Origin of the sequence: Streptomyces sp. NPDC015171 (genome assembly GCF_043079545.1) — a bacterium.
Lineage (GTDB): Bacteria > Actinomycetota > Actinomycetes > Streptomycetales > Streptomycetaceae > Streptomyces.
Genome location: NZ_JBIBUO010000024.1, coordinates 63,761 through 89,774, shown reverse-complemented (window position 1 = coordinate 89,774; position 26,014 = coordinate 63,761). Strand labels below are relative to the sequence as shown.

The following is a 26,014-nucleotide window of genomic DNA, read 5'->3' as shown; positions in this document are numbered from 1 at the left end:
ATCTTTTCTCGATCCGATTTCCTCGGTGCTTTCCAGGTTCTCGCTCTCGCGTTTCCCTTTCCGGCGGTTCCGACTCTATCAGACCGTTTCCGTTCCGATTCCCTGTCGGCGGGATTTGTCTGCGGGCTTTCGGCTTTCGCCTCCGGCCTTTCGACGTTCACTACTTTAGCTGATTTCCTCGGCGGCTCATAATCGGCCTTGCGGGTTCGAATTAGGGCATGCGAGCACGCCGAAATCGACCCCGCTGAGGGGTTGTAGCTGAGTAGTGGATGGCCGCTCCGGCTGCAGGCGATTGCCGTACCCGGTTCAGCGGCTCGGGATACATTACGCACCTCGACAGGCCGCGTCAACTTGAGCGACGCCTCGGTACATGCGCCCGGTAGGGGCTGACGGTCCGGTCATCGGCGACCCAGTAGCGCCACGGATGCAGGTCGCCGTTGCCGCCCTCACCGGCGACACCGGTACGGGGACCGCTGCGTACCTGGTCGGAGGGGACGGACGTGCCGCTCAGCATCCTCAGGGGGGTCTCGCCCGACGCGCACGCGTCCGCGCCGTCCAGCGCCCGGTCGACCTCCAGCGCCGTCGCCAACCGGGCCGGGCCCTTGGCCAGTTCCATATCGTTCCGGGCCGAAACACGCCGCTTGCGGGCCAGCTCGGTGCCCTCGACCACCTCGCCCGCGCGAAGCAGTACGGCGCTCGCCCGGCCCTCGGGCCCGCAGACGAGGTTCATGCAGTGCCACATGCCGTAGGTGAAGTAGACGTATACGTGTCCGGGCGGACCGAACATCACCGCGTTGCGGGCCGTGCGGCCGCGGTAGGCGTGGGAGCCGGGGTCGTTGGGGCCGTCGTAGGCCTCCACCTCGGTGATACGGAGTGCGATCGGGCCGTCGGGGGTGGTCCGGACCAGGACGCGGCCGAGGAGATCCGGGGCGACGTCCAGGACCGGGCGGTCGAAGAAGGTGCGGGGCAGTGGCGTACGGTCCGGGGGCACGATCATGCGGTCCGAGGGTAGTCCAGACGGGACACCCCGTCGGCGGAACCGGGCGGGGGCGGATCGCGTTGGTACGGGACGAGGGTCCATTCGTAAAGGGAGAGTCATGGCGTTCAAGAAGCTGCTCGCGAGCCTGGGGGCCGGCGGGGCGTCGGTCGAGACGGTGCTGACCGAGGTCAACGTGGTGCCGGGCGGTGTCGTCCAGGGTGAGGTGCGGATCCAGGGCGGGTCCGTGAACCAGGCCATCGAGGGGCTGTCCGTCGGCCTGCAGGCCAAGGTCGAGGTGGAGAGCGGCGACCAGGAGTACAAGCAGGACATCGAGTTCACCAAGGTGCAGCTCGGCGGTGCCTTCGAGCTGCAGGCGGGTGCCGTGCACGCGGTGCCGTTCGGGCTCGAGATCCCCTGGGAGACGCCGGTCACCATGATCGACGGGCAGTCGCTGCGCGGGATGCACATCGGTGTCACCACCGAGCTGGCGATCGCGCGGGCCGTGGACTCCGGCGACCTGGACCCGATCAACGTGCACCCGCTGCCGGCGCAGAAGGCGATCCTGGACGCCTTCATCCAGCTGGGCTTCCGCTTCAAGAACGCGGACATGGAGCGCGGCCGCATCCGGGGTACGCGGCAGACGCTGCCGTTCTACCAGGAGATCGAGTTCTTCCCGCCGTCGCAGTACCGGGGGCTGAACCAGGTCGAGCTGAGCTTCGTGGCCGACGCGCACGCGATGGACGTCGTCCTGGAGATGGACAAGAAGCCGGGTCTGTTCAGCGAGGGCTCGGACACGTTCCGGTCCTTCCAGGTGGGTCTTGACGACTGGCAGGCGACCGACTGGGCGGCTTACCTCAACCAGTGGCTGTCCGAGGTCGGCAGCAAGCGCAACTGGTTCTAGGCTCGGGAACTGCTGGTTCCAGATCATCGATCAGGAGGTACCGAGGTGACCGAGCTCAAGCGGCGGCCGCTCCCCCATGACTTCCATCCGCCCGTGCCGTCGTTCACGGTGACGAGCGAGGACGTCGAGGAGGGTGCGACGCTCAAGAGCGCCCAGGTCCAGGCGGAGGGCAACACCTCGCCGCAGCTGCGCTGGGAGGGCTTCCCGCCCGAGACCAGGAGCTTCGCCGTGACCTGCTACGACCCCGACGCGCCGACCGGCAGCGGGTTCTGGCACTGGGTCCTGTTCGACATCCCGGCCTCGGTGACCGAGCTGCCGGCGGGTGCGGGCAGCGGCAAGTTCGAGGGGTTGCCCACGGGCGCCGTGCAGGTGAGGAACGACTACGGGACGAAGGACTTCGGCGGTGCCGCGCCGCCGCCCGGGGACGGCCCGCACCGGTACGTCTTCACGGTGTACGCGGTGGACCAGGAGAAGCTGGGCCCGGACGCGGACGTCTCGCCGGCCGTCGTCGGCTTCAACCTGCGGTTCCACGCCATCGCGCGTGCCCAGTTGATCGGTGAGTACGAGAACCCCGCACAGGGCTGACCGCCCCGCCACGATTCAGCCGAGCGTTCATGGAACGTTTGCCCGTCTCCGGTCTTGGAAGTGATCGGAGGCGGGCATTTTTTATTGCGTTGTCCATCTCGGCGTGCCCGTCCAGAGTTGATCCGTGCCCGCCGGGGAGTGGGCAGGTGCGCACAGGAGGTGGGCTGGATGCGTGACACGCTGGTGCTGAACGCGAGCTTCGAGCCGCTGTCGACGGTGACTCTGAACAGAGCCGTGGTCCTGGTGCTGCAGGACAAGGCCGTGGTCGAACAGGCCCATCCCGAGCTGCGCATGCGCGGTGCCGAGGTGGACATACCCGCGCCCCGGGTGATCAGGCTGTGCCGGTACGTACGGGTGCCGTTCCGAAGACAAGCCCCGTGGTCGCGGCGGGGCGTGCTGGTCAGGGACCGGCACCGGTGCGCGTACTGCGGGCGTCGGGCGACGACGGTGGACCATGTGCTGCCGCGGTCGCAGGGTGGGCAGGACACCTGGCTGAACACGGTGGCCGCGTGTGCGGAGGACAATCACCGCAAGGCGAACCGGACTCCGGAGGAGGCGGGGATGGCCTTGCTGCGGGCGCCGTTCGAGCCGACTCCCGCGGACGCGATGCTCCTGGCGCTGGGGCAGGAGGACTTCGCCGCGCTTCCCGGCTGGCTCGCCCGGGACGCGGCCTAGGCGGCGGTTCCCCGCGCGCCCTGGGGGGCGCGGCGGGAGAACCGGGGCCGTGGGGACCGCCGTAGGGATCCCTCAGTCGATCGAGGGCTTCTCGCGGCGCTCCGAACCGCCGCCGTTGCCGTTGCCCGACGAGCCGCTGTTGCCCGGTCCGCCGCCCAGCGAACCGAAGTTGCCCATCGCGCCGGAGAGGCCCTTGAGGGCGTCGCCGATCTCGCTGGGCACGATCCAGAGCTTGTTGGCGTCGCCCTCGGCGATCTTCGGGAGCATCTGGAGGTACTGGTAACTGAGCAGCTTCTGGTCCGGGTCGCCGGCGTGGATGGCCTCGAAGACCGTACGGACGGCCTGGGCCTCGCCCTCGGCGCGCAGGGCGGCGGCCTTGGCCTCGCCTTCGGCGCGCAGGATCTGGGACTGCTTCTCGCCCTCGGCGGTGAGGATGGCGGCCTGCCGCGTGCCTTCCGCGGTGAGGATGGCCGCGCGCTTGTCACGGTCGGCGCGCATCTGCTTCTCCATCGAGTCCTGGATGGAGGTGGGCGGCTCGATGGCCTTCAGCTCGACGCGGTTGACGCGGATGCCCCACTTGCCGGTGGCCTCGTCGAGGACGCCGCGCAGGGCCGCGTTGATCTCCTCGCGGGAGGTCAGGGTGCGCTCCAGGTCCATGCCGCCGATGATGTTGCGCAGCGTGGTGACGGTGAGCTGCTCGATCGCCTGGATGTAGCTGGCGACCTCATAGGTGGCGGCCCGGGCGTCGGTGACCTGGTAGTAGATGACCGTGTCGATGTTCACGACCAGGTTGTCCTGGGTGATCACCGGCTGCGGCGGGAACGGTACGACCTGTTCCCGCAGGTCGATGCGGTTGCGGATGGTGTCGATGAACGGGACCACGATGTTGAGGCCCGCGTTCAGTGTCCGTGTGTAGCGGCCGAAGCGCTCGACGATGGCGGCGCTGGCCTGTGGGATCACTTGGATGGTCTTGATCAGGGCGATGAAGACCAACACCACCAGGATGATCAAGACGATGATGACCGGTTCCATCGTCGTTCCCCGTACCCTTCTCCGCCTCGGCGCTTTCGGCAGATCTCATGACTGTAGAAGATCTTGCTGGTCGAGTCTGACAGACCGCCGCGCAACTCGTGAGGCGTTCCCCGCGAGTTGTCCTTCAGAGGATGATCGCGGTGGCCCCTTCGATGTCCACGACGTCCACCTCCTGGCCGACTTCGTAGGCGCGGCCGGTGTCGAGGGCGCGGGCCGACCAGATCTCTCCGGCGAGCTTGATCCGGCCGCCGGAGCCGTCGACGCGTTCCAGGACGACGGCCTGTCTGCCCTTCAACGCCTCCACGCCGGTGGCGAGTCGGGGGCGTTGCGCGCTGTGCCGGGCCGCGATGGGCCGGACGACGGCGATGAGTGCGACGGAGACGACGACGAACGCGATGACCTGGGCGACCGCGTCGAAGCCGAGGCCGGAGACGGCCGCCGCGGCGAGGGCTCCCACCGCGAGCATGCCGAACTCCGGCATGGCGGTGACCACGAGCGGGATGCCGAGTGCCGCCGCGCCGACGAGCCACCACACCCATGCGTCGATGTCGTTCACATGGTCATGGTAGGTCCGCGGCCGGGCGGCGGACAGGGCGCGAAGGGGGGCGGAGCGGGCCGCGGGCGGGTCAGGAGAGCGGGAGGCCCTGGGCGGTCCAGCGGTCGCCGACCTGCTCCACGACGAGCGGGAGGCCGAAGCAGCGGGAGAGGTTGCGGGAGGTCAGCTCCAGCTCGACGGGGCCGGCGGCGAGGACCTTGCCCTGGCGGATCATGAGCACGTGGGTGAAGCCGGGGGCGATCTCCTCGACGTGGTGCGTGACCATGATCATCGAGGGGGCGATGGGGTCGCGCGCGAGCCGGCCGAGGCGGCGGACCAGGTCCTCGCGGCCGCCGAGGTCGAGGCCGGCGGCGGGCTCGTCCAGCAGGAGCAGCTCGGGGTCGGTCATCAGGGCGCGGGCGATGAGGGTGCGCTTGCGCTCGCCCTCGGACAGGGTGCCGAACTTCCGCTCCAGGTAGTCGGTCATGCCGAGGCGGTCGAGGAAGGCGCGGGCGCGCTGCTCGTCGACGGCGTCGTACTCCTCCTGCCAGCCGGCGGTCATGCCGTAGGCGGCGGTGAGGACGGTCTGCAGGACGGTCTGGCGCCTGGGGAGCTTCTCGGCCATGGCGATGCCGGCCACGCCGATGCGGGGGCGCAGCTCGAAGACGTCGGTGCCGGGCTTGCCTAGGGTCTCGCCGAGGATGGTGGCGGTGCCCTTGCTGGGGAAGAGGTAGCTCGAGGCGACGTTCAGGAGGGTGGTCTTGCCGGCGCCGTTCGGGCCGAGGATGACCCAGCGCTCGCCCTCCTTCACCGACCAGGAGACCTGGTCCACGAGAGCCCGGCCCTCCCGGACCACGGATACGTCCTGAAGCTCCAGAACATCGCTCATGAGCGCGTTGTCTCCCCTTGCAGTGTGGCCGGTCTCGGCACGCGTACGCCTGTGGCTCGGGTCCGCCGCGCCGGTGGGCGCAGCCCTTATGAAATCTACGCCACGAGTACACCGCTCCATTCCATCGGTCCGGTCCTTAGGGTGGAGACATGCTCACGGAACCGCGTTCAGGACGCCTTGCCGCTTGGGGAAATGCCCTTTTGGCCGGACTTGTCTCTCCGGATGACGCCGTACTCGCCATCGTGGGCGAGGACGTGGTGCACCGGGTGGAGGGACTGCCCGGGGAATCCGCTCCGGTCGGGCTGACGCTCGCGCTGGGGCGGCTGCGCACGCTGGGGGTGGCCGGTCTGCGGGTGGCGCTGCCCGCCCCCGGGCATCCGCTGGGGCTGAGCGGGCCGCCGGAGTTCAACGCGCGGGCGCTGGAGTCCGAGGAGGCGGTGGTCTGCCACGGCGCCGCGCTCGGCCTGGTGCCGGAGGTGTTCGAGGCCGGGCCGGACGGTGATGTACACGCCGAGGTGGTCTGGCGCGTGCTGCCGGTGCGGGAGGCGCCGCCCGCCGATGTGCCGTCGCTCGGCGAGGCCGAGCGGGAGTTGGCGGAGGCGCTGCGGGACGCCACCGAGATACTGTCGAAGCTGGACGTCGCCGGGTCGGGGCCGGTGGCCGAGGCGGCGATCGACGCCTACCGGGCGCGGGCCGAGCGGGGCCGTGAGGTGCTGGCGCCGGGCTATCCGCCGCGTGCGGTACGGGTGTTGGAGCTGGCGCAGCGGGTGGGTCTGCTGGTGTCGCTGGCATACGGCAACGGGCACGGGGGTGCGGTGAGCGCCTCGGAGATGGCGGCGCGGGGAGCGGCGCTGCGGCCGGTGGAGCGGACGGCGCGGCGGGCGCAGGTGGCGGCGTACAACGCGTTCGTGGAGGAGCGGGAGCGGGGGGCGCGCTGAGCCGCCGGTGCCCGGTGCGGGCGCCCCGCCCGGGGGCCGCCCTTAGGACCGCTGCCGCTCCGGTCCCTGTACCGGGTCGCTTCGGTCCTTGACGGCCGTGTTCGCCGCAGGGCCGGGTCCGGGGCGCCGATCAGGTGGGCGGTGAGGCCCGCGATGGCCAGCGGGACGTGCACCGGGACCTGGGGTACGGGGCCGGGCGCGACGCCCGGGGAGCGCGGGGCGGCGCCGTGGGCGTCCGAGCCTACGGCGGCCGGACCGGCGACGGCGGCCGGACCGGCATCGGTGTGCAGCGTGACGGCGAGTGCGGCCCTCGCGGCGATGTCCATGGGCCGGGTCCTCCCGCCGCGGCTGCCGGCCCGGCCGTGGTCGTGCGCCGATCGACACGGGTCGTGCGCCGATCGACGCGGGATGCCGGGGCGCGGTACGCGGTCCGCCGGCCCCGGCGGCGCCGGTCCTGACCAGTCCGCCGGCGACCTGACAGGCCCCCCGGGCACGCCCGGGGGGCCTGAGGTCGTCGTCGGCCTGGGATCAGCGGTTGAGGCCGAGGTTGCCGAAGGCCGGGTTCAGCACACCGATGACGCTCACGCTGTTGCCGACCGCGTTCACCGGGATGTGCACCGGGACCTGGACGACGTTGCCCGAGCCGACACCCGGGGAGTGCTGGGCCTCGCCGGCGGCCTGGCTGCCACCGTGCGCGGAGGCCAGGCCCGCTCCGGCGGCCACCAGTCCACCGGCCACCATCGTCACGGCCGCCGCCTTCTTCAGGTTCTTCACTTCAACCCCTCCTGTACGTCCACCGCGGTGATCACCGCGGCACGCACTGGAGAACGGCGGAGATCACCGGAGGATGCGCCATCCGGGTGACATTCCCACGACGGTATGAATCTCAGCCCGGGCCGTGACCCTTCGTGTTGCCATCGGTGAGGCGTTGGTCAGGGCGTTTCAGTCGGTCACGCCATGGCGTACGGCCCACAGCGCGGCCTGGGTGCGGTCGGCGAGGTCGAGTTTCATCAGGATGTTGGAGACGTGCGTCTTGACGGTCTTCTCGGACAAGACGAGGGCGCGGGCTATCTCCCGGTTGGAGCGGCCGTCCGCGATCAGACCGAGCACCTCGCGCTCCCGCTCGGTGAGCGAACTCCCGCGGCCCTGGCCGGTGGTGGCCTCCTCCTGGGAGAGTAGGGCGCCGGCGACCTCCGGCTGGAGCAGGATGTGGCCGGCGTGCACGGAGCGGATGGCGCCGGCGAGGGCGTCGGGGTCCACGTCCTTGTAGACGTATCCCGCGGCGCCCGCGCGCAGGGCCGGGACGACCGTGCGCTGCTCGGTGAAGCTGGTGACGATCAGCACGCGCGCGGGGTTGCCGAGCTCACGCAGCTTGCGCAGGGCCTCGATGCCGTCCGTGCCGGGCATCTTGACGTCCATGAGGACGATGTCGGGCCGCAGCTCCTCGGCGCGGGCGACGCCCTCGACGCCGTCGGCGGCCTCGCCGACGACCTCGATGTCGTCCTGCACCTCCAGGAAGGTGCGCAGGCCCCGGCGGACGACCTGATGATCGTCGACCAGCAGTACCTTGATCGGTTCACCCACCGGGGACCTCCATCTCGATCGTGGTGCCCTTGCCGGGCGCCGATTCCACGGTCAGCGCGCCGCCGACCCCGCCGGCCCGGTCCCGCATCGAGACCAGGCCGAGGTGGCGGCCGGCGCGGCGGACCGCCGTCGGGTCGAAGCCGCCGCCGTCGTCGGTGACGCGCAGCACGGCTCCGCCGCCGCGGCGTTCCACGCTCACGTCGACCCGGCCGGCGCCGGAGTGGCGCAGGGCGTTGTGCAGGGCTTCCTGGGCGACCCGGAGCAGGGCCTCCTCCTGGGCCGCGGGCAGGGCGCGGAAGCCGCTGCTGGTGAAGGTCACGCGCGCGCTGTGGGCGCGGTCGAGGACCTGGGTCTGGGTGCGCAGGGTGGCGACCAGGCCGTCCTCGTCCAGCGCCGCGGGCCGCAACTCCACGACGGCCGCGCGCAGTTCGTCGGCGGCCTCGGCGGCGAGGCAGGCCACCTGGTGCAGTTCGCCCTTGGCGCGGGCGGGGTCGCGGTCGACGAGCGCGGCCGCCGCCTGGGCGGTCAGGCGCAGGGAGAACAGCTTCTGGCTGACCGCGTCGTGCAGTTCATGGGCGAGGCGGGAGCGTTCCTCGGCGATGGTCAGCTCACGGCTGCGCTCGTAGAGACGGGCGTTGGTGAGGGCGATGGCGGCGTGCTGGGCGAGGATGGCGAGCAGTTCCTCGTCCTGCGCCGTGAAGCCGCAGCCGCCCTGCTCGGAGCACGGGGGGTGTCCCTCGGCGGGGCGCAGCTTGTTGGCGAGGAAGAGCGCGCCGATGACCTCGTCGTCGGCGCGGATGGGCAGGCCGAGGAAGTCCACCAGGTCGGGGTGGGCGGCCGGCCAGCCCTCGAAGCGGGGGTCCTTGCGCACGTCGGCGAGGCGCTCGGCCTTCGCCTCGTGCAGCATCGCGGCGAGGATGCCGTGCTGGCGCGGGAGCGGGCCGATGGCACGCCACTGCTCCTCGCTGACGCCGTCCACGACGAACTGGGCGAAGCCGCCGTGGTCGTCGGGGACGCCGAGGGCGGCGTACTGCGCGTCGAGCAGCTCGCGGGCGGAGGCGACGATCGTCTTGAGGACGTCGCGCACCTCCAGATGCCTGCTCATGGCCAGCAGCGCGGAACTCACCGCGGCGAGGCCGGACCGGGGGCCTTCACTCATGTCCTCACGGTACCGGCGGGGTGTGACAGTGCGGATCGGACCAGTGGCGGCGGGACCCGGTCCGCTGGGCCTAGGGCCGGTGGCGTAGGCCGCTGGGTCCGGGACGCGGGGCCCAGGGGCGTACGCCGAAGGGCCCCGGTGTTCTGCGGCCCGCGTCCGAGGCGGCGCGGCCGGTGCCGTTCCTACGGTGTGGTCACCGCCCGAGCGGGCGGTGGGCGACGAGGGGACGGAAGTCATGCCGGTGGCGATCATCACGGGGGCCTCGAAGGGCCTGGGGCGGGCGCTCGCCGAGGCGCTGGCCGCGCGGGGCTGGGATCTGGTGCTCGACGCGCGGGGCGCGGGCGCCCTCCAGGAGGCCGCCGGTGCCGTCGGGCGGCACGGCACCCGGGTGACGGCGCTGCCCGGGGACGTCGCGGACGGCGGGCACCGGGCCGCGCTCGTGGCCGCCGCGTGGCGGCTGGGCGGTGTCGACCTGGTGGTGAGCAATGCGAGCGCGCTGGGGGCCGAGCCGCTGGTGCGGCTGGCGGAGCTGCCGCTGGAGGGGCTGCGGCAGGCGCTGGAGGTGAACGCGGTGGCGGCGCTCGGCCTGGTCCAGGAGGCACTGCCCCTGCTTCAGGCGTCGCCGGCGGGCGCGGTGATCGCGGTCAGCTCGGACGCGGCGGCGGAGGCGTACGCGACCTGGGGCGGCTACGGCGCCTCGAAGGCCGCCCTGGACCAGCTCGCCGCGGTGCTGGGCGCGGAGGAGCCGGGGCTGCGGGTGTGGGCGGTGGACCCCGGGGACATGGCGACGGACCTGTACGCGGCGGCCGTACCGGGCGACGAGGATCCGCGGCCGGCGCCCGCCGAGGTCGTACCGGCCTTTCTGCGGCTGCTGGACGAGCGGCCGGTGAGCGGGCGGTATGCGGCGCCCTCTCTGGTGGAGGGGCGATGACGGCCGTGCTGAGGGTGCCCGGCGAGCTGTCCGCGCGGCTGCCGGTCGAGCAGCGCGGGCCGGGGCTCGACCGGGACTCCGTACGGCTGCTGGTGTCGCGCGGTACGGAGGTGGCGCATCACGCCTTCCGCGAGCTGCCGGAGCTGCTGCGGGCCGGGGACGTGCTGGTGGTGAACACCTCGCGGACGCTGGCGGCGGCGGTGGACGGGCGGATCGGGCACGCGCGCGTGGTGGTGCACTTCTCCACGCGCGGGGACGACGGGCGGTGGGCGGTCGAGGTGCGGGAGCCGGACGGGCGCGGTACCACGCGTGCGCGTGCGGGCTCGCACGCGGGAACGGAGGTGTCGCTGCCGGGCGGGGGCAGGCTGCTGCTTCAGGAGCCGCTGGACGCGCGCGGGGAGCGGCTGTGGTGGGCGCGGGCCGCCGGACCGGACGTACGGGAGGTGCTGTGGGAGCACGGGCGGCCCGTCCGTTACTCCTATACGGAGCGGGACCAGCCGCTCTCCGTCTATCAGACGGTGTTCGCGCTGCCGTCACCGGACGGGGCGGGCAGTGCGGAGATGCCGAGCGCGGCCCGGCCCTTCACGGCGCGGCTGGTGGCGGAGCTGGTGAGCCGGGGGGTGCAGTTCGCGCCGGTCACGCTGCACACGGGGGTCTCGTCGGCGGAGGCGCACGAGCCGCCGTATCCGGAGCGGTTCGCGGTGCCGGAGGCGTCCGCTCGGCTCATCGGCAACGCCGCCGCGGGGGGCGGCAGGGTGATCGCGGTCGGGACGACGGCCGTGCGGGCCGTGGAGTCGGCCACCGGGCCGGACGGGGTGGTGCGGGCGGCCGGGGGGTGGACGGACCTGGTGGTCACGCCCGGGCGCGGGGTGCGGGTGGTGCGGGGGCTGCTGACCGGGCTGCACGAGCCGGCGGCCTCGCATCTGCTGATGCTGGAGGCGATCGCGGGACGGGCGGCGGTCCACCGTGCCTACGAGGAGGCGCTGCGTGCGCTCTACCTCTGGCACGAGTTCGGCGACGTCCATCTCATCCTCCCGGAGGAGGACCCTCACACAGAGCGTTGCTAAGGCAACGCGCGGTGACCTAGTCCGGTTTTGCATGTGAGCCCGCACATAGGGCCTACATCACGTACGACGGCGCATAGGAGATAAACCCTCCCAACTGAACGGGGCAGACGGCCCCGTCTGTCCTATTTTGCCCTTCCCCGCTCCACTATCGAGGATCGTACGTCACACCTTTGCCTGGGCATTTTGCGCCCGCTAAGAATTGCTCCGTCGCTCAGCGCCTCGGGATCCGTCCCGGGGTGTTCGTGCGGGAGGAGCCGATTCCTCCGGCGGATGCAGGAGCGACCTCCGCGCTATTCGAAGAGGTCCATCGCCATGCCCAAGAACATCTTCGCCCGTGCTCATAGTCGTACGCTGACCAAGCAGCGCAAGATCGCCGTCGCCGGTGTCGCCGCACTCGGCACCGCCGCCATCGTCCTCTCGGCGGCCCCCGGCAACGCCGAGACCGTGACCACCGGCGCCCCCGCCGCTCCCGCCCAGGTCGCCTCCGGCACCGTCCTGCACAACGTCAAGGGCACGGTCACCGACCAGCTCGCGGCCGCGAACGTCAAGCTCGACACCATCGCTGCGCAGAAGAAGGCCGCCGACGCCGCCGCCAAGAAGGCCGCCGAGGCCGCCGCGCTGAAGAAGGCCGCCGCGCGGAAGGCCGTGCAGGCGCGCACCGCCCAGCAGCAGACCGCCACCCGCTCCGCGCAGCGCCCCGAGATTCAGCTGGTCGCCGCGAAGACCTACTCGAACACCCTCGACGGCTGGATCCGCCAGGCCCTGGACATCATGAAGTCCAAGGGCATCCCGGGCAGCTACAACGGCCTGCACAAGAACATCATGCGGGAGTCCTCCGGCAACCCCATGGCCATCAACAACTGGGACGTCAACGCGGTCAACGGCATCCCGTCCAAGGGCCTGCTCCAGGTCATCCCGCCGACCTTCGCGGCGTACCACGTCCCGGGCACGTCCTGGAACATCTACGACCCGGTCGCCAACATCACCGCCGCCGCCAACTACGCGGCCGACAAGTACGGCTCGATCGACAACGTCAACAGCGCGTACTGAGGCCCTGGCGCGGGACCTCGACGACGCGACGACGTGACGCCGAAGGGCGGCACCCCCTCATGGGGTGCCGCCCTTCGGCGTCGTACGGACGCGGTTACTTGCGCATGACCTCCGGTTCGTGGCGGCGCAGGAAGCGGGACACGAAGAAGCCGCAGACGACACCGAGCACGATCAGCGCCGCCATGTCCAGACCCCAGGACGAGGCCGCGTGGTCCCACAGCGGGTCGGTGTTGCCCGGGTCGTCGGTGTTCGGGGCGATGTTGTTGAAGTCCAGCGTGGTGCCGGCCGCGGCGACCGCCCAGCGCGACGGCATCAGGTACGAGAACTCGTTGACGCCGAGCGTGCCGTGCAGGGTGAAGAGGCAGCCGGTGAAGACGACCTGGACGATCGCGAACATCACGAGCAGCGGCATGGTCTTCTCGGCCGTCTTCACCAGCGAGGAGATCACCAGGCCGACCATCATAGAGGTGAAGCCGAGCGCCATGATCGGCAGGCACAGCTCGAACAGCGTCGAGCTGCCGAGGACCAGGCCCTCCCCGGGGATCTCCCGGCTGGAGAAGCCGATCAGGCCGACCATCAGCCCCTGGAGCACGGTGACCGCGCCCAGCACGACCACCTTCGACATCAGGTACGCCGACCGGGACAGGCCGGTGGCGCGCTCCCGCTCGTAGATGACCCGTTCCTTGATCAGCTCACGCACGGAGTTCGCCGCGCCGGCGAAGCACGCGCCGACCGCGAGGATCAGCAGCACGGTCGTGGCCGTGCCGTTCGGGACGTGCTGGCCGGTGCGCGGGTTGACCGCCTCGTTGACCAGCAGGCCCTTGTCGCTGTCGATCAGCAGGCTGACCGCGCCGAGGACCGCGGGCAGGATCACCGTCAGCAGCAGGAAGCCCTTGTCGGAGGCGATGACCGACACATAGCGCCGGATCAGGGTCATCAGCTGCGAGCCCCAGCTCTGCGGCTTGGGCGGCTTCATCGCCTGCGGCGGAGGCATGGGTACGGACTGCGGGGCGATCGCGTCGATCTCCGCGGCGTACATCTGGTAGTGCTGCGAGCCCTTCCAGCGGCCCGCCCAGTCGTAGTCGCGGTAGTTCTCGAAGGCGGAGAAGACATCGGCCCAGCTGTCGTAGCCGAAGAAGTTCAGCGCCTCCTCCGGCGGCCCGAAGTAGGCGACCGCACCGCCCGGCGCCATCACCAGCAGCTTGTCGCACAGCGCCAGCTCGGCCACCGAGTGCGTGACGACGAGGACCGTACGGCCGTCGTCGGCGAGGCCGCGCAGCAGCTGCATGACGTCCCGGTCCATGCCCGGGTCGAGACCGGAGGTCGGCTCGTCCAGGAAGATCAGCGACGGCTTGGTGAGCAGTTCGAGGGCGACGGAGACACGCTTGCGCTGGCCGCCGGACAGGGACGTGACCTTCTTGTCCTTGTGGATGTCCAGCTTCAGCTCGCGCAGCACCTCGTCGATGCGGGCGTCGCGCTCCTGCGCCGTGGTGTCGGCCGGGAAGCGCAGCTTGGCCGCGTACTTCAGGGCCTTCTTGACGGTCAGCTCCTTGTGCAGGATGTCGTCCTGCGGGACCAGACCGATGCGCTGGCGCAGCTCGGCGAACTGCTTGTACAGGTTCCGGTTGTCGTAGAGCACCTCGCCCTGGTTGGCCGGCCGGTAGCCGGTCAGCGCCTTGAGCAGGGTCGACTTGCCGGATCCGGACGGGCCGATCACGGCGATCAGCGACTTCTCGGGGACGCCGAAGGAGACGTCCTTGAGGATCTGCTTGCCGCCGTCGACCGTGACGGTCAGATGGCGGGCCGAGAAGGAGACCTCACCGGTGTCGACGAACTCCTCGAGGCGGTCGCCGACGATCCGGAAGGTGGAGTGGCCGACGCCGACGATGTCGCTCGGGCCGAGCAGCGCCGAGCCGCCCTTCGCGATCGGCTGGCCGTTGACGTAGGTGCCGTTGTGCGAGCCCAGGTCACGGATCTCGAAGCGGCCGTCGGGCGTGACGTGGAACTCGGCGTGGTTCCGGGAGACCTGCAGGTCGGAGACGACCAGTTCGTTCTCCAGGGCACGGCCGATGCGCATCACGCGGCCGAGCGCGAACTGGTGGAACGTGGTCGGGCTGCGGTCGCCGTGGACCGGCGGCGCCCCCGCGCCACCACCGGGTGCCTGCTGCGCGTACGGCTCGGCGGGGCCGGCCTGCTGCGGGAAGGCGGACGGCTGCGCCTGCTGGGGTTGCGGCGCCTGCTGCCACCCCGCCTGCGGTGCCTGTGCCTGGTGGGGCACCGCCTGCTGCGGCGCCGCCTGCTGGGCCCAGCCCGGTGCTCCGGCGCCCTGCGCTGCGTACGGCGCCGCCGCCTGCGGCTGCTGGCCCGCGCCGCCGACCGCGGCCGTGGCCGCCGACAGATTCAGCCGCGGTCCGTCGGTCGCGTTGCCGAGATGCAGCGAGGAGCCGGCGCCGATCTCCATGTGCTGGATCCGCTGCCCCTGCACGAACGTGCCGTTGGTGCTGCCATGGTCCTCGATGACCCAACTGCGGCCGTCGAAGCTGACCGTGGCGTGCCGCCAGGAGACCCTGGCGTCGTCGAAGACGATGTCACCCTGCGGATCGCGGCCGAGGGTATATGGCCTGGACGGGTCGAGCGTCCAGGTCCGTCCGTTTGATTCCAGTACGAGTTCCGGCACTCCATGCCCCACTGAGTTGTCCCCCGAATTTCCCCCATCACAGGGAGTCTAGGGATGTCGAACATCGTGGGGAACTATTTCAGGCTTGGCCCCCTGACTGAAACCCGGGCCTTGCCAGGAGCGCCGACGCGCGCTCCAACTCGCCCCGTTGACGGGGTTGAAACCGGGCCGGAGAGTGGTAATCCCCGCGAGGGGGACAAGCGCCGCGGCGTGGATCGGGGGGTCTGCGATGAGTGCTGCCATGGGCGTCGAGACCGTACGGCACCCTGCCCGGGTGCCCTGGTTGAACGTCGTACTGTCCGCGGTCGCCGCCGTGAGCTGGGCTTTGATCGGCATGGCCGGCACGGCCGCGCTCGGCCTGCATCTGCTGCGGGCCGACACGGCGGGCTCGCTCGGCCCCATGACGGCGGCTGTTGTGGCGCTCGGGGCGGGTGGTTCGGTCTCTCCGGCGGGCGATGTGTCCGCCTTCGGACTGAAAGGCGCAGAGGCGCACACCGCCGTCGAGATCACGCCACTCGGGGTGAGCCTCGTCGGAGCACTGCTGCTGTCGTGGTTCTTCCTACGGTCCCTGCGCGCGGCCGGAGTTGTCATCGCACCGGCCGAACTCCTCGCGCGCGCGGCCACGGTGGTGGCGCTCTTCGTGGCGACGCTCGGCGGTCTGGCCTGGGCCGGCCACGACGTCATCACCATCGACGGCGGCTCGATCGACGGCGGCTCGATCGGCCTCGACGGCCTGCCGGGCGCGGGTGACGCGGGAGGCGGCGGGCTGAACCTCCCCGGCCTGGGGGACGTGAGCGGCCTGCTGCCGGACCGGATCGGTGACCTGATCGACGCCAAGGCGGCCGTCGGCTTCACCGTGGACACCCCGGCCACCCTCCTCGGCGGCCTCGGCTGGTGCGCCGGCGTCCTGCTGGTCGCGCTGCTCGCCTCCCGCCGCACTCTCCTGCCGCCCGGCTGGTCGGTCGTGCACCGGGTGGTGCGGCCGGCGGTCTCGGCGCTCGTCACCGTGCTGCTGCTGGCCGTCGCCGCGGGGCTCGCGGCGGCAGCGTACGCGGCGATCGGCGACGACCACCCGCGGCGGATCGCCGGCGCGGCGCTGCTCGGCGCCCCGAACGGCGTCTGGCTCGGCGTGCCCCTCGGCCTGTTCGTCCCCTGGGACGGCCGGGCCACCGGCGTTCTCCACGCCGTGCTCCCGCATCCGCTGGACCAGCTCCTCGACGGGCACGCCGATCGGCCCGTCACGGTGGGCCGGCTGGCCGGCCTTGACGGGCGGGTGTGGCTGCTGGCGGTGGCCGCGGTGCTGATGATCCTGCTGGCCGGGATCCTGACGGCGGTGCGCACCCCGGTGGCACGGCCCGCCGACAGCGCCCTCGGCCTCGCCGGCCGGTGCGCGCTGCGGCTGGGGGTCACGAGCGCCCTCGCCCTCCCTCTCCTCGCATGGCTGACGGACGTGTCCGCGGACGCCGGCCTGTCCGTCCTCGGCTTCGACGCCTTCGGCGCGGGCCTCGACCTGCACGGCCACCTGGGCACGGCCCTGCTGCTGGGCGCCGCCTGGGGCACGGGCGCGGGCGCGGCGGGGGCCCTGCTGGCGTGGCTGACCGGGGCGGCGGGGGCGGGGGTGGCGGCGGCTGCTCGGGTGGTGGGGTCGGTGGGGGTGGTGGGCTCGGCGGGCTCGGTGGGTGTGGCAGATGCGGTGGGGTCGGTTGGGGCTTCGGGGGCGGTGGGGGTGAGTCCGGGCGGGGGCGGGGGGTACGGCGAGCGGAGCGGGAGCCCGGGCGGAGGTTCCGGGTACGGCGCGCGGAGCGGGTCGGGCGAAGGTCCCGGGTTCGGCCCGCGCGATGCGGCGCCGGGCAGGGTCGCGCGGTACGACCAGGGCGGGCGGAGCGACTCCGTGTACGGCGGCGGTGGCGGCAGTGCCGGGCGCTCCGTGGCCGGGGCCGAAGCGGGGCCGTACACACCGAGCAGGCCGTACCGGCCGCCGAACCCCGACACCAACCCGTATCTGCGGCTGCCCGAGGAGCCGCGGGACATCTGGCCGCCGGCGGCCGGGCAGGAGCCGACGGCCAGGCCGGAGCCGGCTGCCAGGCCGGAGCCGGCTGCCGGGCCGGACGTCTACGGTGCCCCCACCGTCGCCGGGCCGCACGGTCCTCCTCCCCCGCCGCCCCGGAGGCGACCGGCACCGCGATCGGGCGAGGTGCCGCCGCAGACGCCGGACGACGGGCCGCCGCCCCCGCCTCCACCGCCCGGGGCGCCGAGACGGCCCAGGTGAAACGGCCCGCGTGAGGGGGTGGAGTGGGACAGGCGGGGCACCGCGGTGCGTACGCATCCGATGGCCGGCCGCCCCGCGGATCGCCGTTCGGGGCCCGCCGTGGCACCCTCGTGAGGGAGCCCAGACGGCTCCCGCCACGGCCCCCGGAACCGATCCCCGGCGGCAACATCCCTGACACCGGCCCGCCATCCATTGTTCCGTGTCCGTCAGGCGGACCTCGACGGCGGGAGGCACTGGGTGCCGGATACGGTGGTGGACACCATGAGCGCTTCGCAGACCTCCGAGGTCCCCACTCTCCTCGTCAAGATCTTCGGCAAGGACAGGCCGGGCATCACAGCGGGCCTGTTCGACACCCTGGCCGCCTACCTCGTCGACGTGGTCGACATCGAGCAGGTCGTCACCCGGGGCCGCCTGGTGCTGTGCGTGCTGGTGACCCAGCCGCCGGCCGGTCTCGAGGGCGATCTGCGGTCCACCGTGCACAGCTGGGCCGAGTCGATGAAGATGCAGGCGGAGATCATCTCGGGGCACGGCGACAACCGTCCGCGCGGTCATGGGCGCTCCCTGGTGACCGTCCTCGGCCACCCCCTCACCGCCGAGTCGACGGCCGCCATCGCCGACCGGATCGCGAAGGCCGGCGGCAACATCGACCGTATCTTCCGGCTCGCGAAGTACCCGGTGACGGCGGTCGAGTTCGCGGTGTCCGGAGTGGAGACCGAGCCGCTGCGCACGGCCCTCGCTTCCGACGCGGCGGCACTGGGTGTCGATGTCGCGGTGGTCTCGGCCGGTCTGCACCGTCGGGCCCAGCGGCTCGTGGTCATGGACGTGGACTCGACCCTGATCCAGGACGAGGTCATCGAGCTGTTCGCCGCCCACGCCGGCTGCGAGGACCAGGTCGCCGAGGTGACGGCAGCGGCGATGCGCGGGGAGCTGGACTTCGAGCAGTCGCTGCACGCGCGGGTGGCGCTGTTGAAGGGGCTGGACGCGTCGGTGGTGGACAAGGTCCGCAAGGAGGTCCGGCTGACCCCGGGCGCGCGCACCCTGATCCGGACCCTGAAGCGGCTCGGCTACCAGGTGGGAGTCGTCTCCGGAGGATTCACCCAGGTCACCGACGATCTCAAGGAGCGGCTGGGCCTGGACTTCGCGCAGGCCAACACGCTGGAGATCGTCGACGGAAAGCTGACCGGCCGGGTCACCGGCGAGATCGTGGACCGGGCGGGCAAGGCACGGCTGCTGCGCCGGTTCGCCGCTGAGGCCGGGGTGCCGCTGTCGCAGACGGTGGCGATCGGCGACGGCGCCAATGACCTGGACATGCTGAACGCGGCGGGCCTCGGCGTGGCCTTCAATGCCAAGCCGGTGGTGCGGGAGGCGGCGCACACGGCGGTGAACTTCCCCTTCCTCGACACGGTCCTGTACCTCCTCGGCGTCACCCGGGAAGAGGTCGAGGCCGCCGACACGCACGACGAGGACTGAGCGGGCCCGGCCCGCGTCCCGTTCCCGGGAGGGCCCGGCACCCCTGGGGTGCCGGGCCCCGCGTCGTCCGGCGCCGGTGCCGGCACCGGACCGCCGTCACTCGGAGGGCGCCCAGTAGTCCACGAGCGTGCCCACCCCGGGCTCGACGCCCTTCCAGGGGCCCTCGAAGGTCAGCACGGCGAAGGCGGCGGCGGGGAAGCCGCGGCGCTTCATCCGTTCGCCCGCGTCGTCGTCGGCCGAACCGGTCAGGATCTCCGCCAGGCCGTGCACGCCCGGGTTGTGGCCGATCAGGATCACGTTGTGCACGTCGTCGGGAAGCTCGTTGAGCACGGCGATCAGCTCGCCGGGCGAGGCCTCGTAGACCCGCTCCTCGTAGACGGTTTTCGGCCGGTGCGACAGCTCGTGGACGGCGAGCTTCCAGGTCTCGCGGGTACGGATCGCCGTGGAGCACAGGGCCCGGTCGAAGGTGATGCCGGTGTCGGCCAGCTTGCGTCCGGCGACTGCGGCGTCCGTACGGCCCCGCTCGGCGAGCGGGCGCTCATGGTCGGGGACCTGGGGCCAGTCGGCTTTCGCATGCCGGAAGAGGACGATCCTGCGGGGTTCAGCGACGCTCATGTCACCCAGCTTCGCATGAAACAGGCCACCCGGCGCAGGGAGTTGACATGCGGGTTCACCGCGCGACGGGGCTTGACGTCAGCGCGCGAGGAACTGCTGGGCGCGCTCCAGCAGGTGGGTGATCGCCGGGTCGCCGCTCGCCGCCTGGGCGTCCGACGGGTTCAGTATCAGCGCGAACAGCACGATGAAGGCGAGGGCGGGCAGGGCGAGCGCCCACCAGGGCAGCCGGATGTGGACGCCGCCCGTGGTCGCCGGGTGGGGCCGGGAGTGGGTGCGGGCCGCCATGGTCGCCTCCGGGTGTCTTCGCGCGGGTCCGTGACCGCCTGATGCGGTCACCACTCGAAGCTACGGAATCCGGGGCCGCCAACCCATCCGGAACTCCACCCAGTTGACCCTGACCCTGGCCCCCTAGGGGATGGTGGGGCCAGCCCCACCATCCCCCGGACGAACAAGGCGAACCGGGCGGGCCGGACGGACCAGACGGACTGCGTCGGCCCGGACCGGCTGGTCTGGAGGGTCTGGGGGTCCGGCCTCTCCGGCCGGAGGAACCGGACCGAGGGAAGCCGGGACCGTCAGGGAGACGCGATGGTCGCGATGATGCCGATGATCACGAAGATGGCGAAGAACGAGCCGAAGACGAGCAGCATCTTCTTCTGGCCGTTCTTCGGGTTCGGGTCGAGCACAGGCTGCATGCGCCCAGTCTCGCACTCCGCCCCCCGTCCGGCCGCGTCGGGGCACCCCGGGCGGGTCAGCGCGCCGCCTCGTCCTCCACCGTCCGGGCGCGGCCCGCCAGGAAGCCCACCGCCATCTGCGGCACCATCAGGCCCGCCATCAGGGCGATCGGCAGCCCCCAGCCGCCGCTCTGCTGGTAGAGCACGCCGACCAGCAGCGGGCCGGGGATGGAGATCAGATAGCCGGTGCTCTGCGCGAACGCGGACAGCTGGGCCACGCCCGCGCCGCTGCGGGCCCGCATGCCGACCATGGTCAGCGCGAGGGGGAAGGCGCAGTTGGAGACGCCGAGCAGCAGGGCCCAGGCCCAGGCGCCGCCGGCCGGGGCGAGGTACAGGCCGGCGTATCCGGCGAGGCCGCAGGCGCCCAGGACCAGCACGATCGGCCCCTGGTGGGGCAGCCGGGTGGCGACCCGCGGGATGACGAAGGCCAGCGGCACGCCCATCACCATGGTGACGGCGAGCAGCACGCCCGCGGTGCCCGCCGGAACGCCGGCGTCCCGGAAGATCTGCGGCATCCAGCCCATGGTGATGTAGGCGGCGGTGGCCTGGAGGCCGAAGAAGACGGCGAGCGCCCAGGCGGTGCGGCTGCGGGTGATGCGCAGCGGAGCGTGCTGCTGGGCCGTCCCGCGCTCCGGCTCCCGCTGCGGGGCGGCCGCGGTGCCGCGCTCGCGGGCCAGCGGCACCCAGGGCAGCACGGCCACGGCGGCGATGACCGCCCAGACGGCGAGCCCGGACTGCCAGCTGCCTCCCATGGCGTCGGTCAGGGGCACGGTCACCGCGGCGGCGAGGGAGGTGCCCAGGGCGAGGGCCATGGAGTACAGGCCGGTCATGGAGCCGACCCGGTCGGGGAACCAGCGCTTGACGATGACCGGCATCAGGACGTTGCTGACGGCGATGCCCATCAGGGCGAGCGCGCTGGCGGCCAGGAATCCGGCCGTGCTGCCGACGTACGGGCGTATGAGCAGGCCGGCGGTGATCGCGGCCATGCCGGCGCAGACCACGGCGGCCGGTCCGAAGCGGCGGGCCAGGCGGGGCGCGGTGATGCCGAAGACGGCGAAGCACAGCGGGGGCACGGAGGTGAGCAGCCCGGCCAGGCTGCCGCTCATGCCGAGCCCGTCGCGGACCTCCTCCAGGAGCGCGCCGAGGCTCGTGATGGCCGGGCGGAGGTTCAGCGCGGCCAGGACGATGCCGACGACCATGAGCCGGACCGTCCACGCGCGCGTGCGGCCCGCGTCGGCGGCCGTCTCGGGTGTGCTCTCGTCGGCCGTACCGCGCTCGGCCGACGAGAGCGCCTTACGGGTCTGCACTGTCCGGGTCTCCTCATTCGCCATAGCCCCATCATAGAATCATAGGATGATTGCCTGTCCATTCCCGGGTCGCCGCGGCCCGGCCCTCCCGTGCGAAGGTGTGCCATGCCCTTGAGCCACCCGCGCCGTTCGGCGCTGTCCGAGCAGGTCATCGCCGCGCTGCGCAACCAGATCACCTCCGGCGAGTGGCCGGTGGGCTCGCGCATCCCGACGGAGCCGGAGCTGGTCGAGCAGCTGGGCGTCGCCCGCAACACCGTCCGCGAGGCCGTCCGCGCGCTCGCCCACAACGGTCTGCTGGACATCCGGCAGGGCTCGGGCACCTATGTCGTGGCCACGAGCGAACTGGCCGGCGTGATGCACCGCCGGTTCGCCGGCGCCGACCCGCGGCACATCGCCGAGCTGCGCGCCACGCTGGAGTCGGCCGCGGCGAAGCTGGCCGCCGAGCGGCGCACCGAGAAGGACCTCAAGCAGCTGGACACGCTGCTGGCACGGCGCGAGGAGATCTGGGAGACCGGCGACACGGAGGCCTTCGTGTCGGCCGACGCCACCTTCCACCTCGCCGTGGTGGCCGCTTCCCACAACGACGTGATGACGGCGATGTACGCGGACCTGGGCGAGGTGCTGCGGGACTGGCTGCGCGCCGACGTCGGGACGGAGCTGACACCGGAGACGCACATGGACCACACGCGCCTGGTGGACGCGATCCGCGCGGGGGACGCGGAGGCGGCGGCTCAGGAGGCCGCGAGCTATCCGTTCCTGTGCGACCGGGGCCGGTTCAGCGCGCCTTCTGGTGGCTGATCCAGACCGAGCGGACTTCCTTCCAGCACCGGCCGGTGAGCCGTACGGTCAGCGCGGGACCCGCGTCCACCGGGGCGCTGTCGGTGTCGATGTCCCACCAGCGGGCGCACTCGATGTGCAGACGCACGCGATCGATGTCGACATAGGGATTGTGGCAGTAGGCCACCACATGGGATCCGCTGACCGTCGTACGGCAGGAGGCGCCGAACGGGCTCGGCGCGGGCGGCTTGCCGGCGCTCACGCGCGCGTGGGGCAGCGCGTCGTACGGCAGGGAGAGCACGAGTGCCAGGGCCAGGACCGCCGGGGCGAGGCTGCGGGACGGACGCACAAGGGGACCTCCTCGGCCGGGCTGCGGAGGGACGTGCGCGGGGCGCCGTAATCCAGCGTGCGCCGAGGGCGCGGGGGCGGCCCGGCCGGTGGGCCGAACGGGTGACGCCCCGCTCCCCGCGCGCGGCGGGGAACGGGGCGTCGGGTGCGCTGTCGCGCGATCGGCCGCCGAGGGCGGCCGGCGCGCGGCGACCGGGAGGTCAGGCGCCGATGGCGTGCAGTCCGCCGTCGACGTGGATGATCTCGCCCGTGGTCTTCGGGAACCAGTCGCTCAGCAGGGCGACGACACCGCGGCCCGCCGGCTCGGGGTCCGCCAGGTTCCACTCCAGCGGGGAGCGGGTGTCCCACACCGCGGCCAGGTCGCTGAAGCCCGGGATGGACTTGGCGGCCATCGAGCCGAGCGGGCCCGCGGAGATGAGGTTGCAGCGGATGTTCTGCTTGCCCAGGTCGCGCGCCATGTAGCGGCTGGTGGCCTCCAGGGCGGCCTTGGCCGGGCCCATCCAGTCGTACTGCGGCCACGCGTACTGGGCGTCGAAGGTGAGGCCGACGACCGAGCCGCCGTTCTGCATCAGCGGCAGGCAGGCCATGGTCAGCGCCTTCAGGGAGAACGCCGAGACGTGCATGGCGGTGGCCACCGACTCGAACGGCGTGTTCAGGAAGTTGCCGCCGAGCGCGTCCTGCGGGGCGAAGCCGATGGAGTGGACGATGCCGTCGAGGCCGCCCAGCTCCTCGCCGACCACGTCGGCCAGGCGCGCGAGGTGCTCCTCGTTCGTCACGTCCAGCTCGATGACCTTGGTCGGCTTCGGCAGCTTCTTGGCGATGCGCTCGGTCAGCGTGGGCCGCGGGAAGGCGGTCAGGATGATCTCGGCGCCCTGCTCCTGGGCCAGCTTGGCGACGTGGAAGGCGATGGACGACTCCAGCAGCACACCCGTGACGAGGATGCGCTTGCCCTCAAGAATTCCGCTCATGGTGATCAGTGACCCATTCCCAGTCCGCCGTCAACCGGGATGACGGCTCCAGTGATGTACGAGGCGTCGTCCGAGGCGAGGAACCGCACCGTCGCGGCGATCTCCTCGGGCCGCGCGTAACGGCCGAGCGGCACCTGCGAGACGATGTTCTTGCGCTGCTCGTCGCTGAGCACCTTGGTCATGTCGGTGTCGACGAAACCGGGCGCGACGACGTTGAAGGTGATGTTGCGCGACCCCAGCTCCCGGGCCAGGGAACGCGCGAAGCCGACCAGGGCGGCCTTGGAGGCGGCGTAGTTCGCCTGGCCCGCCGAGCCGAGCAGACCGACCACCGACGAGATCAGCACGACGCGGCCCTTCTTGGCGCGCAACATGCCGCGGTTGGCCCGCTTGACCACCCGGAAGGTGCCGGTGAGGTTGGTGTCGATGACCGAGGTGAAGTCCTCCTCGGACATGCGCATGAGGAGCTGGTCCTTGGTGACGCCCGCGTTGGCGACCAGGACCTCGACCGGACCGTGCTGGTCCTCGATCTCCTTGTAGGCCTGCTCCACCTGCTCCGGGTCGGTGATGTCGCACTTGACGGCCAGGAAGCCGGCCGGCGGCTCACCCGAGCGGTACGTGATCGCGACCTTGTCGCCGGCGTCGGCGAATGCGCGGGCGATGGCGAGGCCGATGCCCCGGTTTCCTCCGGTGACGAGAACCGAGCGGCTCAACGGATCACCCTTTCGATAGCGGTCTGACAGATCCGCCCGAACACCTGGATGACAGGCGGCTTCATCGAAAACCTATCGGTACCGCAGCTCCCGTGGGCAATCGGGCGCCCACAGTGGCGCGGGGGTGTCGCTGTCGGGTCTCTACAGAAACGGCCGATCCGGGACCCAAACCTGTGGTCCCCCGGACCGCTCCCGCGACATGATCGGATCCGACAGGCCACGACAGCAGGGAGACCTCCGTGCCTCATTCCATCGACGAAGCCTTCACGGCGCTTCCGCTACGGGCCCTCGCCGACGCCGCGCTCGCACGCGCGCGTGCGCTGGGGGCCGAGCACGCGGACTTCCGGTTCGAGCGGGTGCGCAGCGCGTCCTGGCGGCTGCGGGACGCCAGGCCCGCCGGATCGTCGGACACCACCGACATCGGGTACGCGGTCCGGGTCGTGCACGGCGGCACATGGGGCTTCGCCTCCGGAGTGGATCTCACCATGGACGCCGCGGCCCGGGTCGCCTCGCAGGCGGTGGCCATGGCCAAGCTGTCCGCGCAGGTGATCAGGGTGGCGGGCGCGGACGAGCGGGTGGAGCTGGCCGACGAGCCGGTGCACGCCGACAGGACGTGGATCTCGTCGTACGAGACCGACCCGTTCTCGGTGCCGGGCGACGAGAAGGCCGCGCTGCTGGCGGAGTGGAGCGCGCGGCTGCTGGCCGCGAAGGGCGTCGACCACGTCGACGCGTCCCTGCTCACCGTGCATGAGAACAAGTTCTACGCCGACACCGCGGGGACCGTGACCACCCAGCAGCGGGTGCGGCTGCACCCGGAGCTGACGGCCGTGTCGGTGGACGCGTCGAGCGGCGAGTTCGACTCGATGCGCACGATCGCGCCGCCGGCGGGCCGCGGCTGGGAGTACCTGACCGGCACCGGCTGGGACTGGGACGCCGAGCTGGAGCGGATCCCGGAGCTGCTCGCCGAGAAGATGCGCGCGCCGAGCGTGGAGCCCGGCCTGTACGACCTGGTGGTCGACCCGTCCAACCTGTGGCTGACCATCCACGAGTCCATCGGCCACGCCACCGAGCTGGACCGCGCGCTCGGCTACGAGGCCGCGTACGCCGGCACCTCGTTCGCCACCTTCGACCAGCTGGGCAGGCTGCGCTACGGCTCCGAGCTGATGAACGTCACCGGCGACCGCACCGCCGAGCACGGCCTCGCGACCATCGGGTACGACGACGAGGGCGTCGCGGCGCAGTCCTGGGACCTGGTGAAGGACGGCACGCTGGTCGGCTACCAGCTGGACCGCAGGATCGCGAAGCTGACCGGGTTCGACCGGTCCAACGGGTGCGCCTACGCCGACTCCCCCGGCCACGTTCCGGTGCAGCGCATGGCCAACGTGTCGCTGCGCCCGGATCCGGCCGGGCTGTCCACCGAGGACCTGATCGGGGGCGTCGACCGGGGCATCTATGTCGTCGGGGACCGGTCCTGGTCGATCGACATGCAGCGGTACAACTTCCAGTTTACGGGTCAGAGGGCATACATGATCCGGAACGGCCGCCTTGAGGGGCAGGTCAAGGACTTTGCATATCAGGGGGTCACCCCTCAGTTCTGGGGTTCCATGGAAGCTGTCGGAGGACCCCAGACCTACGTGCTAGGAGGGGCTTTCAACTGTGGAAAGGCCCAGCCGGGGCAGGTCGCTTCCGTGTCTCACGGGTGCCCGTCCGCAATGTTTCGGAGTGTGAACATCCTGAACACTGCGAACGAGTCCGGCCGCGCCTGACAGGGCGACCAATTCAACCCGAAGTCTGCACCAGGTCGACACGCGATCACA

Annotated in this window: 27 protein-coding genes and 1 pseudogene; 12 read left to right on the top strand and 16 right to left on the bottom strand. The window is 71.8% G+C overall.

Going from position 1 to position 26,014, the window contains the following annotated elements; translation table 11 throughout:
• Positions 1-192, top strand: a 192-nt coding sequence (locus ACF073_RS37735) for a hypothetical protein (RefSeq protein WP_392076018.1), incomplete at its 5' end; no start/stop codon positions are given.
• Between the two features lie 154 nt (positions 193-346).
• On the opposite strand, the gene ACF073_RS37730 is transcribed toward ACF073_RS37735, so the two are convergent.
• Positions 347-997, bottom strand: a complete 651-nt coding sequence (locus tag ACF073_RS37730) for a DNA-3-methyladenine glycosylase (protein WP_392076017.1) — start codon at positions 995-997, stop codon at positions 347-349.
• 100 nt (positions 998-1,097) lie between these two features.
• Between ACF073_RS37730 and ACF073_RS37725 the strand changes: the two genes are divergently transcribed.
• From ACF073_RS37725 to ACF073_RS37715, 3 genes are all read left to right on the top strand, one after another.
• Entirely contained in the window at positions 1,098-1,880 is a 783-nt protein-coding gene (locus ACF073_RS37725; RefSeq protein WP_392076016.1) for a sporulation protein, read from the top strand.
• 45 nt (positions 1,881-1,925) lie between these two features.
• Positions 1,926-2,465, top strand: a complete 540-nt coding sequence (locus tag ACF073_RS37720) for a YbhB/YbcL family Raf kinase inhibitor-like protein (RefSeq protein WP_392076015.1) — start codon at positions 1,926-1,928, stop codon at positions 2,463-2,465.
• A gap of 168 nt (positions 2,466-2,633) precedes the next feature.
• Positions 2,634-3,140 (top strand): HNH endonuclease, encoded by a 507-nt coding sequence (locus ACF073_RS37715; protein WP_392076014.1) that lies wholly within the window; start codon positions 2,634-2,636, stop codon positions 3,138-3,140.
• 72 nt (positions 3,141-3,212) lie between these two features.
• Here ACF073_RS37715 and ACF073_RS37710 read toward each other — a convergent pair whose 3' ends face one another.
• The 3 genes from ACF073_RS37710 to ACF073_RS37700 form a co-directional block, all read right to left on the bottom strand.
• Positions 3,213-4,172 (bottom strand): SPFH domain-containing protein, encoded by a 960-nt coding sequence (locus ACF073_RS37710; protein ID WP_392076013.1) that lies wholly within the window; start codon positions 4,170-4,172, stop codon positions 3,213-3,215.
• A 124-nt stretch (positions 4,173-4,296) separates the two neighbouring features.
• Complete coding sequence (locus tag ACF073_RS37705) at positions 4,297-4,728, bottom strand: NfeD family protein (protein WP_392076012.1); 432 nt, start codon at positions 4,726-4,728, stop codon at positions 4,297-4,299.
• 70 nt (positions 4,729-4,798) lie between these two features.
• Positions 4,799-5,596: an ABC transporter ATP-binding protein gene (locus tag ACF073_RS37700; protein WP_392076011.1), complete on the bottom strand. Its 798-nt coding sequence runs from the start codon at positions 5,594-5,596 to the stop codon at positions 4,799-4,801.
• Between the two features lie 149 nt (positions 5,597-5,745).
• Between ACF073_RS37700 and ACF073_RS37695 the strand changes: the two genes are divergently transcribed.
• Positions 5,746-6,534 carry a hypothetical protein gene (locus tag ACF073_RS37695; RefSeq protein WP_392076010.1) on the top strand — a complete coding sequence of 263 codons (789 nt, stop codon included), beginning with the start codon at positions 5,746-5,748 and terminating at the stop codon, positions 6,532-6,534.
• A 119-nt stretch (positions 6,535-6,653) separates the two neighbouring features.
• On the opposite strand, the pseudogene ACF073_RS37690 reads toward ACF073_RS37695, so the two are convergent.
• From ACF073_RS37690 to ACF073_RS37675, 4 genes and pseudogenes are all read right to left on the bottom strand, one after another.
• A pseudogene (locus tag ACF073_RS37690) lies at positions 6,654-6,860 on the bottom strand (chaplin family protein); the annotation flags it as partial.
• 202 nt (positions 6,861-7,062) lie between these two features.
• On the bottom strand, positions 7,063-7,308 hold the full coding sequence (locus tag ACF073_RS37685; RefSeq protein WP_392076009.1) for a chaplin: 246 nt from the start codon (positions 7,306-7,308) through the stop codon (positions 7,063-7,065).
• Between the two features lie 168 nt (positions 7,309-7,476).
• On the bottom strand, positions 7,477-8,118 hold the full coding sequence (locus tag ACF073_RS37680; protein ID WP_392076008.1) for a response regulator: 642 nt from the start codon (positions 8,116-8,118) through the stop codon (positions 7,477-7,479).
• Complete coding sequence (locus ACF073_RS37675; protein WP_392076007.1) at positions 8,111-9,277, bottom strand: GAF domain-containing sensor histidine kinase; 1,167 nt, start codon at positions 9,275-9,277, stop codon at positions 8,111-8,113. The genes ACF073_RS37680 and ACF073_RS37675 overlap by 8 nt, the downstream gene beginning before the upstream one ends.
• A 235-nt stretch (positions 9,278-9,512) precedes the next feature.
• Here ACF073_RS37675 and ACF073_RS37670 point away from each other — a divergent pair, with 235 nt between their 5' ends.
• The 3 genes from ACF073_RS37670 to ACF073_RS37660 all read left to right on the top strand — a co-directional run bounded on the left by ACF073_RS37670 (position 9,513) and on the right by ACF073_RS37660 (position 12,325).
• On the top strand, positions 9,513-10,208 hold the full coding sequence (locus ACF073_RS37670; RefSeq protein ID WP_392076006.1) for an SDR family NAD(P)-dependent oxidoreductase: 696 nt from the start codon (positions 9,513-9,515) through the stop codon (positions 10,206-10,208).
• Positions 10,205-11,275, top strand: a complete 1,071-nt coding sequence (locus ACF073_RS37665) for an S-adenosylmethionine:tRNA ribosyltransferase-isomerase (RefSeq protein WP_392076005.1) — start codon at positions 10,205-10,207, stop codon at positions 11,273-11,275. The genes ACF073_RS37670 and ACF073_RS37665 overlap by 4 nt, the downstream gene beginning before the upstream one ends.
• 312 nt (positions 11,276-11,587) lie before the next feature.
• A complete protein-coding gene (locus ACF073_RS37660; protein ID WP_392076004.1) occupies positions 11,588-12,325 on the top strand; it encodes a transglycosylase SLT domain-containing protein in 738 nt (245 codons plus the stop codon).
• Positions 12,326-12,419: 94 nt separating this feature from the next.
• Here the strand turns inward: ACF073_RS37660 and ACF073_RS37655 are convergent, their stop codons facing one another.
• Positions 12,420-15,002 (bottom strand): FHA domain-containing protein, encoded by a 2,583-nt coding sequence (locus ACF073_RS37655; RefSeq protein ID WP_392076003.1) that lies wholly within the window; start codon positions 15,000-15,002, stop codon positions 12,420-12,422.
• A gap of 241 nt (positions 15,003-15,243) precedes the next feature.
• On the opposite strand from ACF073_RS37655, the gene ACF073_RS37650 reads away from it, so the two are divergent.
• Positions 15,244-17,271 carry a streptophobe family protein gene (locus ACF073_RS37650; protein WP_392076002.1) on the top strand — a complete coding sequence of 676 codons (2,028 nt, stop codon included), beginning with the start codon at positions 15,244-15,246 and terminating at the stop codon, positions 17,269-17,271.
• A 261-nt stretch (positions 17,272-17,532) separates the two neighbouring features.
• Positions 17,533-18,741, top strand: coding sequence for a phosphoserine phosphatase SerB (gene serB / locus ACF073_RS37645; RefSeq protein ID WP_392076001.1), 1,209 nt, complete (start codon positions 17,533-17,535; stop codon positions 18,739-18,741).
• Between the two features lie 96 nt (positions 18,742-18,837).
• On the opposite strand, the gene ACF073_RS37640 is transcribed toward serB, so the two are convergent.
• From ACF073_RS37640 to ACF073_RS37625, 4 genes are all read right to left on the bottom strand, one after another.
• The gene (locus ACF073_RS37640) at positions 18,838-19,356 is read right to left on the bottom strand and encodes a SixA phosphatase family protein (protein ID WP_392076000.1); all 519 of its coding nucleotides are present in this window, start codon (positions 19,354-19,356) and stop codon (positions 18,838-18,840) included.
• Between the two features lie 78 nt (positions 19,357-19,434).
• Positions 19,435-19,641: a hypothetical protein gene (locus ACF073_RS37635; RefSeq protein ID WP_392075999.1), complete on the bottom strand. Its 207-nt coding sequence runs from the start codon at positions 19,639-19,641 to the stop codon at positions 19,435-19,437.
• 287 nt (positions 19,642-19,928) lie between these two features.
• A complete protein-coding gene (locus ACF073_RS37630) occupies positions 19,929-20,048 on the bottom strand; it encodes an SGM_5486 family transporter-associated protein (protein WP_392075998.1) in 120 nt (39 codons plus the stop codon).
• A gap of 56 nt (positions 20,049-20,104) precedes the next feature.
• Complete coding sequence (locus tag ACF073_RS37625; protein WP_392075997.1) at positions 20,105-21,418, bottom strand: CynX/NimT family MFS transporter; 1,314 nt, start codon at positions 21,416-21,418, stop codon at positions 20,105-20,107.
• Between the two features lie 81 nt (positions 21,419-21,499).
• Here ACF073_RS37625 and ACF073_RS37620 point away from each other — a divergent pair, with 81 nt between their 5' ends.
• Positions 21,500-22,192, top strand: coding sequence for a FadR/GntR family transcriptional regulator (locus ACF073_RS37620; protein ID WP_392075996.1), 693 nt, complete (start codon positions 21,500-21,502; stop codon positions 22,190-22,192).
• Here the strand turns inward: ACF073_RS37620 and ACF073_RS37615 are convergent.
• The 3 genes from ACF073_RS37615 to fabG all read right to left on the bottom strand — a co-directional run bounded on the left by ACF073_RS37615 (position 22,170) and on the right by fabG (position 24,197).
• On the bottom strand, positions 22,170-22,520 hold the full coding sequence (locus ACF073_RS37615; protein WP_392075995.1) for a hypothetical protein: 351 nt from the start codon (positions 22,518-22,520) through the stop codon (positions 22,170-22,172). The two genes, ACF073_RS37620 and ACF073_RS37615, sit on opposite strands and share 23 nt — an antisense overlap.
• A gap of 199 nt (positions 22,521-22,719) precedes the next feature.
• Positions 22,720-23,487, bottom strand: a complete 768-nt coding sequence (gene fabI / locus ACF073_RS37610; protein WP_392075994.1) for an enoyl-ACP reductase FabI — start codon at positions 23,485-23,487, stop codon at positions 22,720-22,722.
• Between the two features lie 5 nt (positions 23,488-23,492).
• Positions 23,493-24,197: a 3-oxoacyl-[acyl-carrier-protein] reductase gene (fabG, locus tag ACF073_RS37605; RefSeq protein WP_392075993.1), complete on the bottom strand. Its 705-nt coding sequence runs from the start codon at positions 24,195-24,197 to the stop codon at positions 23,493-23,495.
• Between the two features lie 239 nt (positions 24,198-24,436).
• On the opposite strand from fabG, the gene ACF073_RS37600 reads away from it, so the two are divergent.
• Positions 24,437-25,963: a TldD/PmbA family protein gene (locus tag ACF073_RS37600; RefSeq protein ID WP_392075992.1), complete on the top strand. Its 1,527-nt coding sequence runs from the start codon at positions 24,437-24,439 to the stop codon at positions 25,961-25,963.
• The last annotated feature ends 51 nt before the right edge of the window (positions 25,964-26,014 follow it).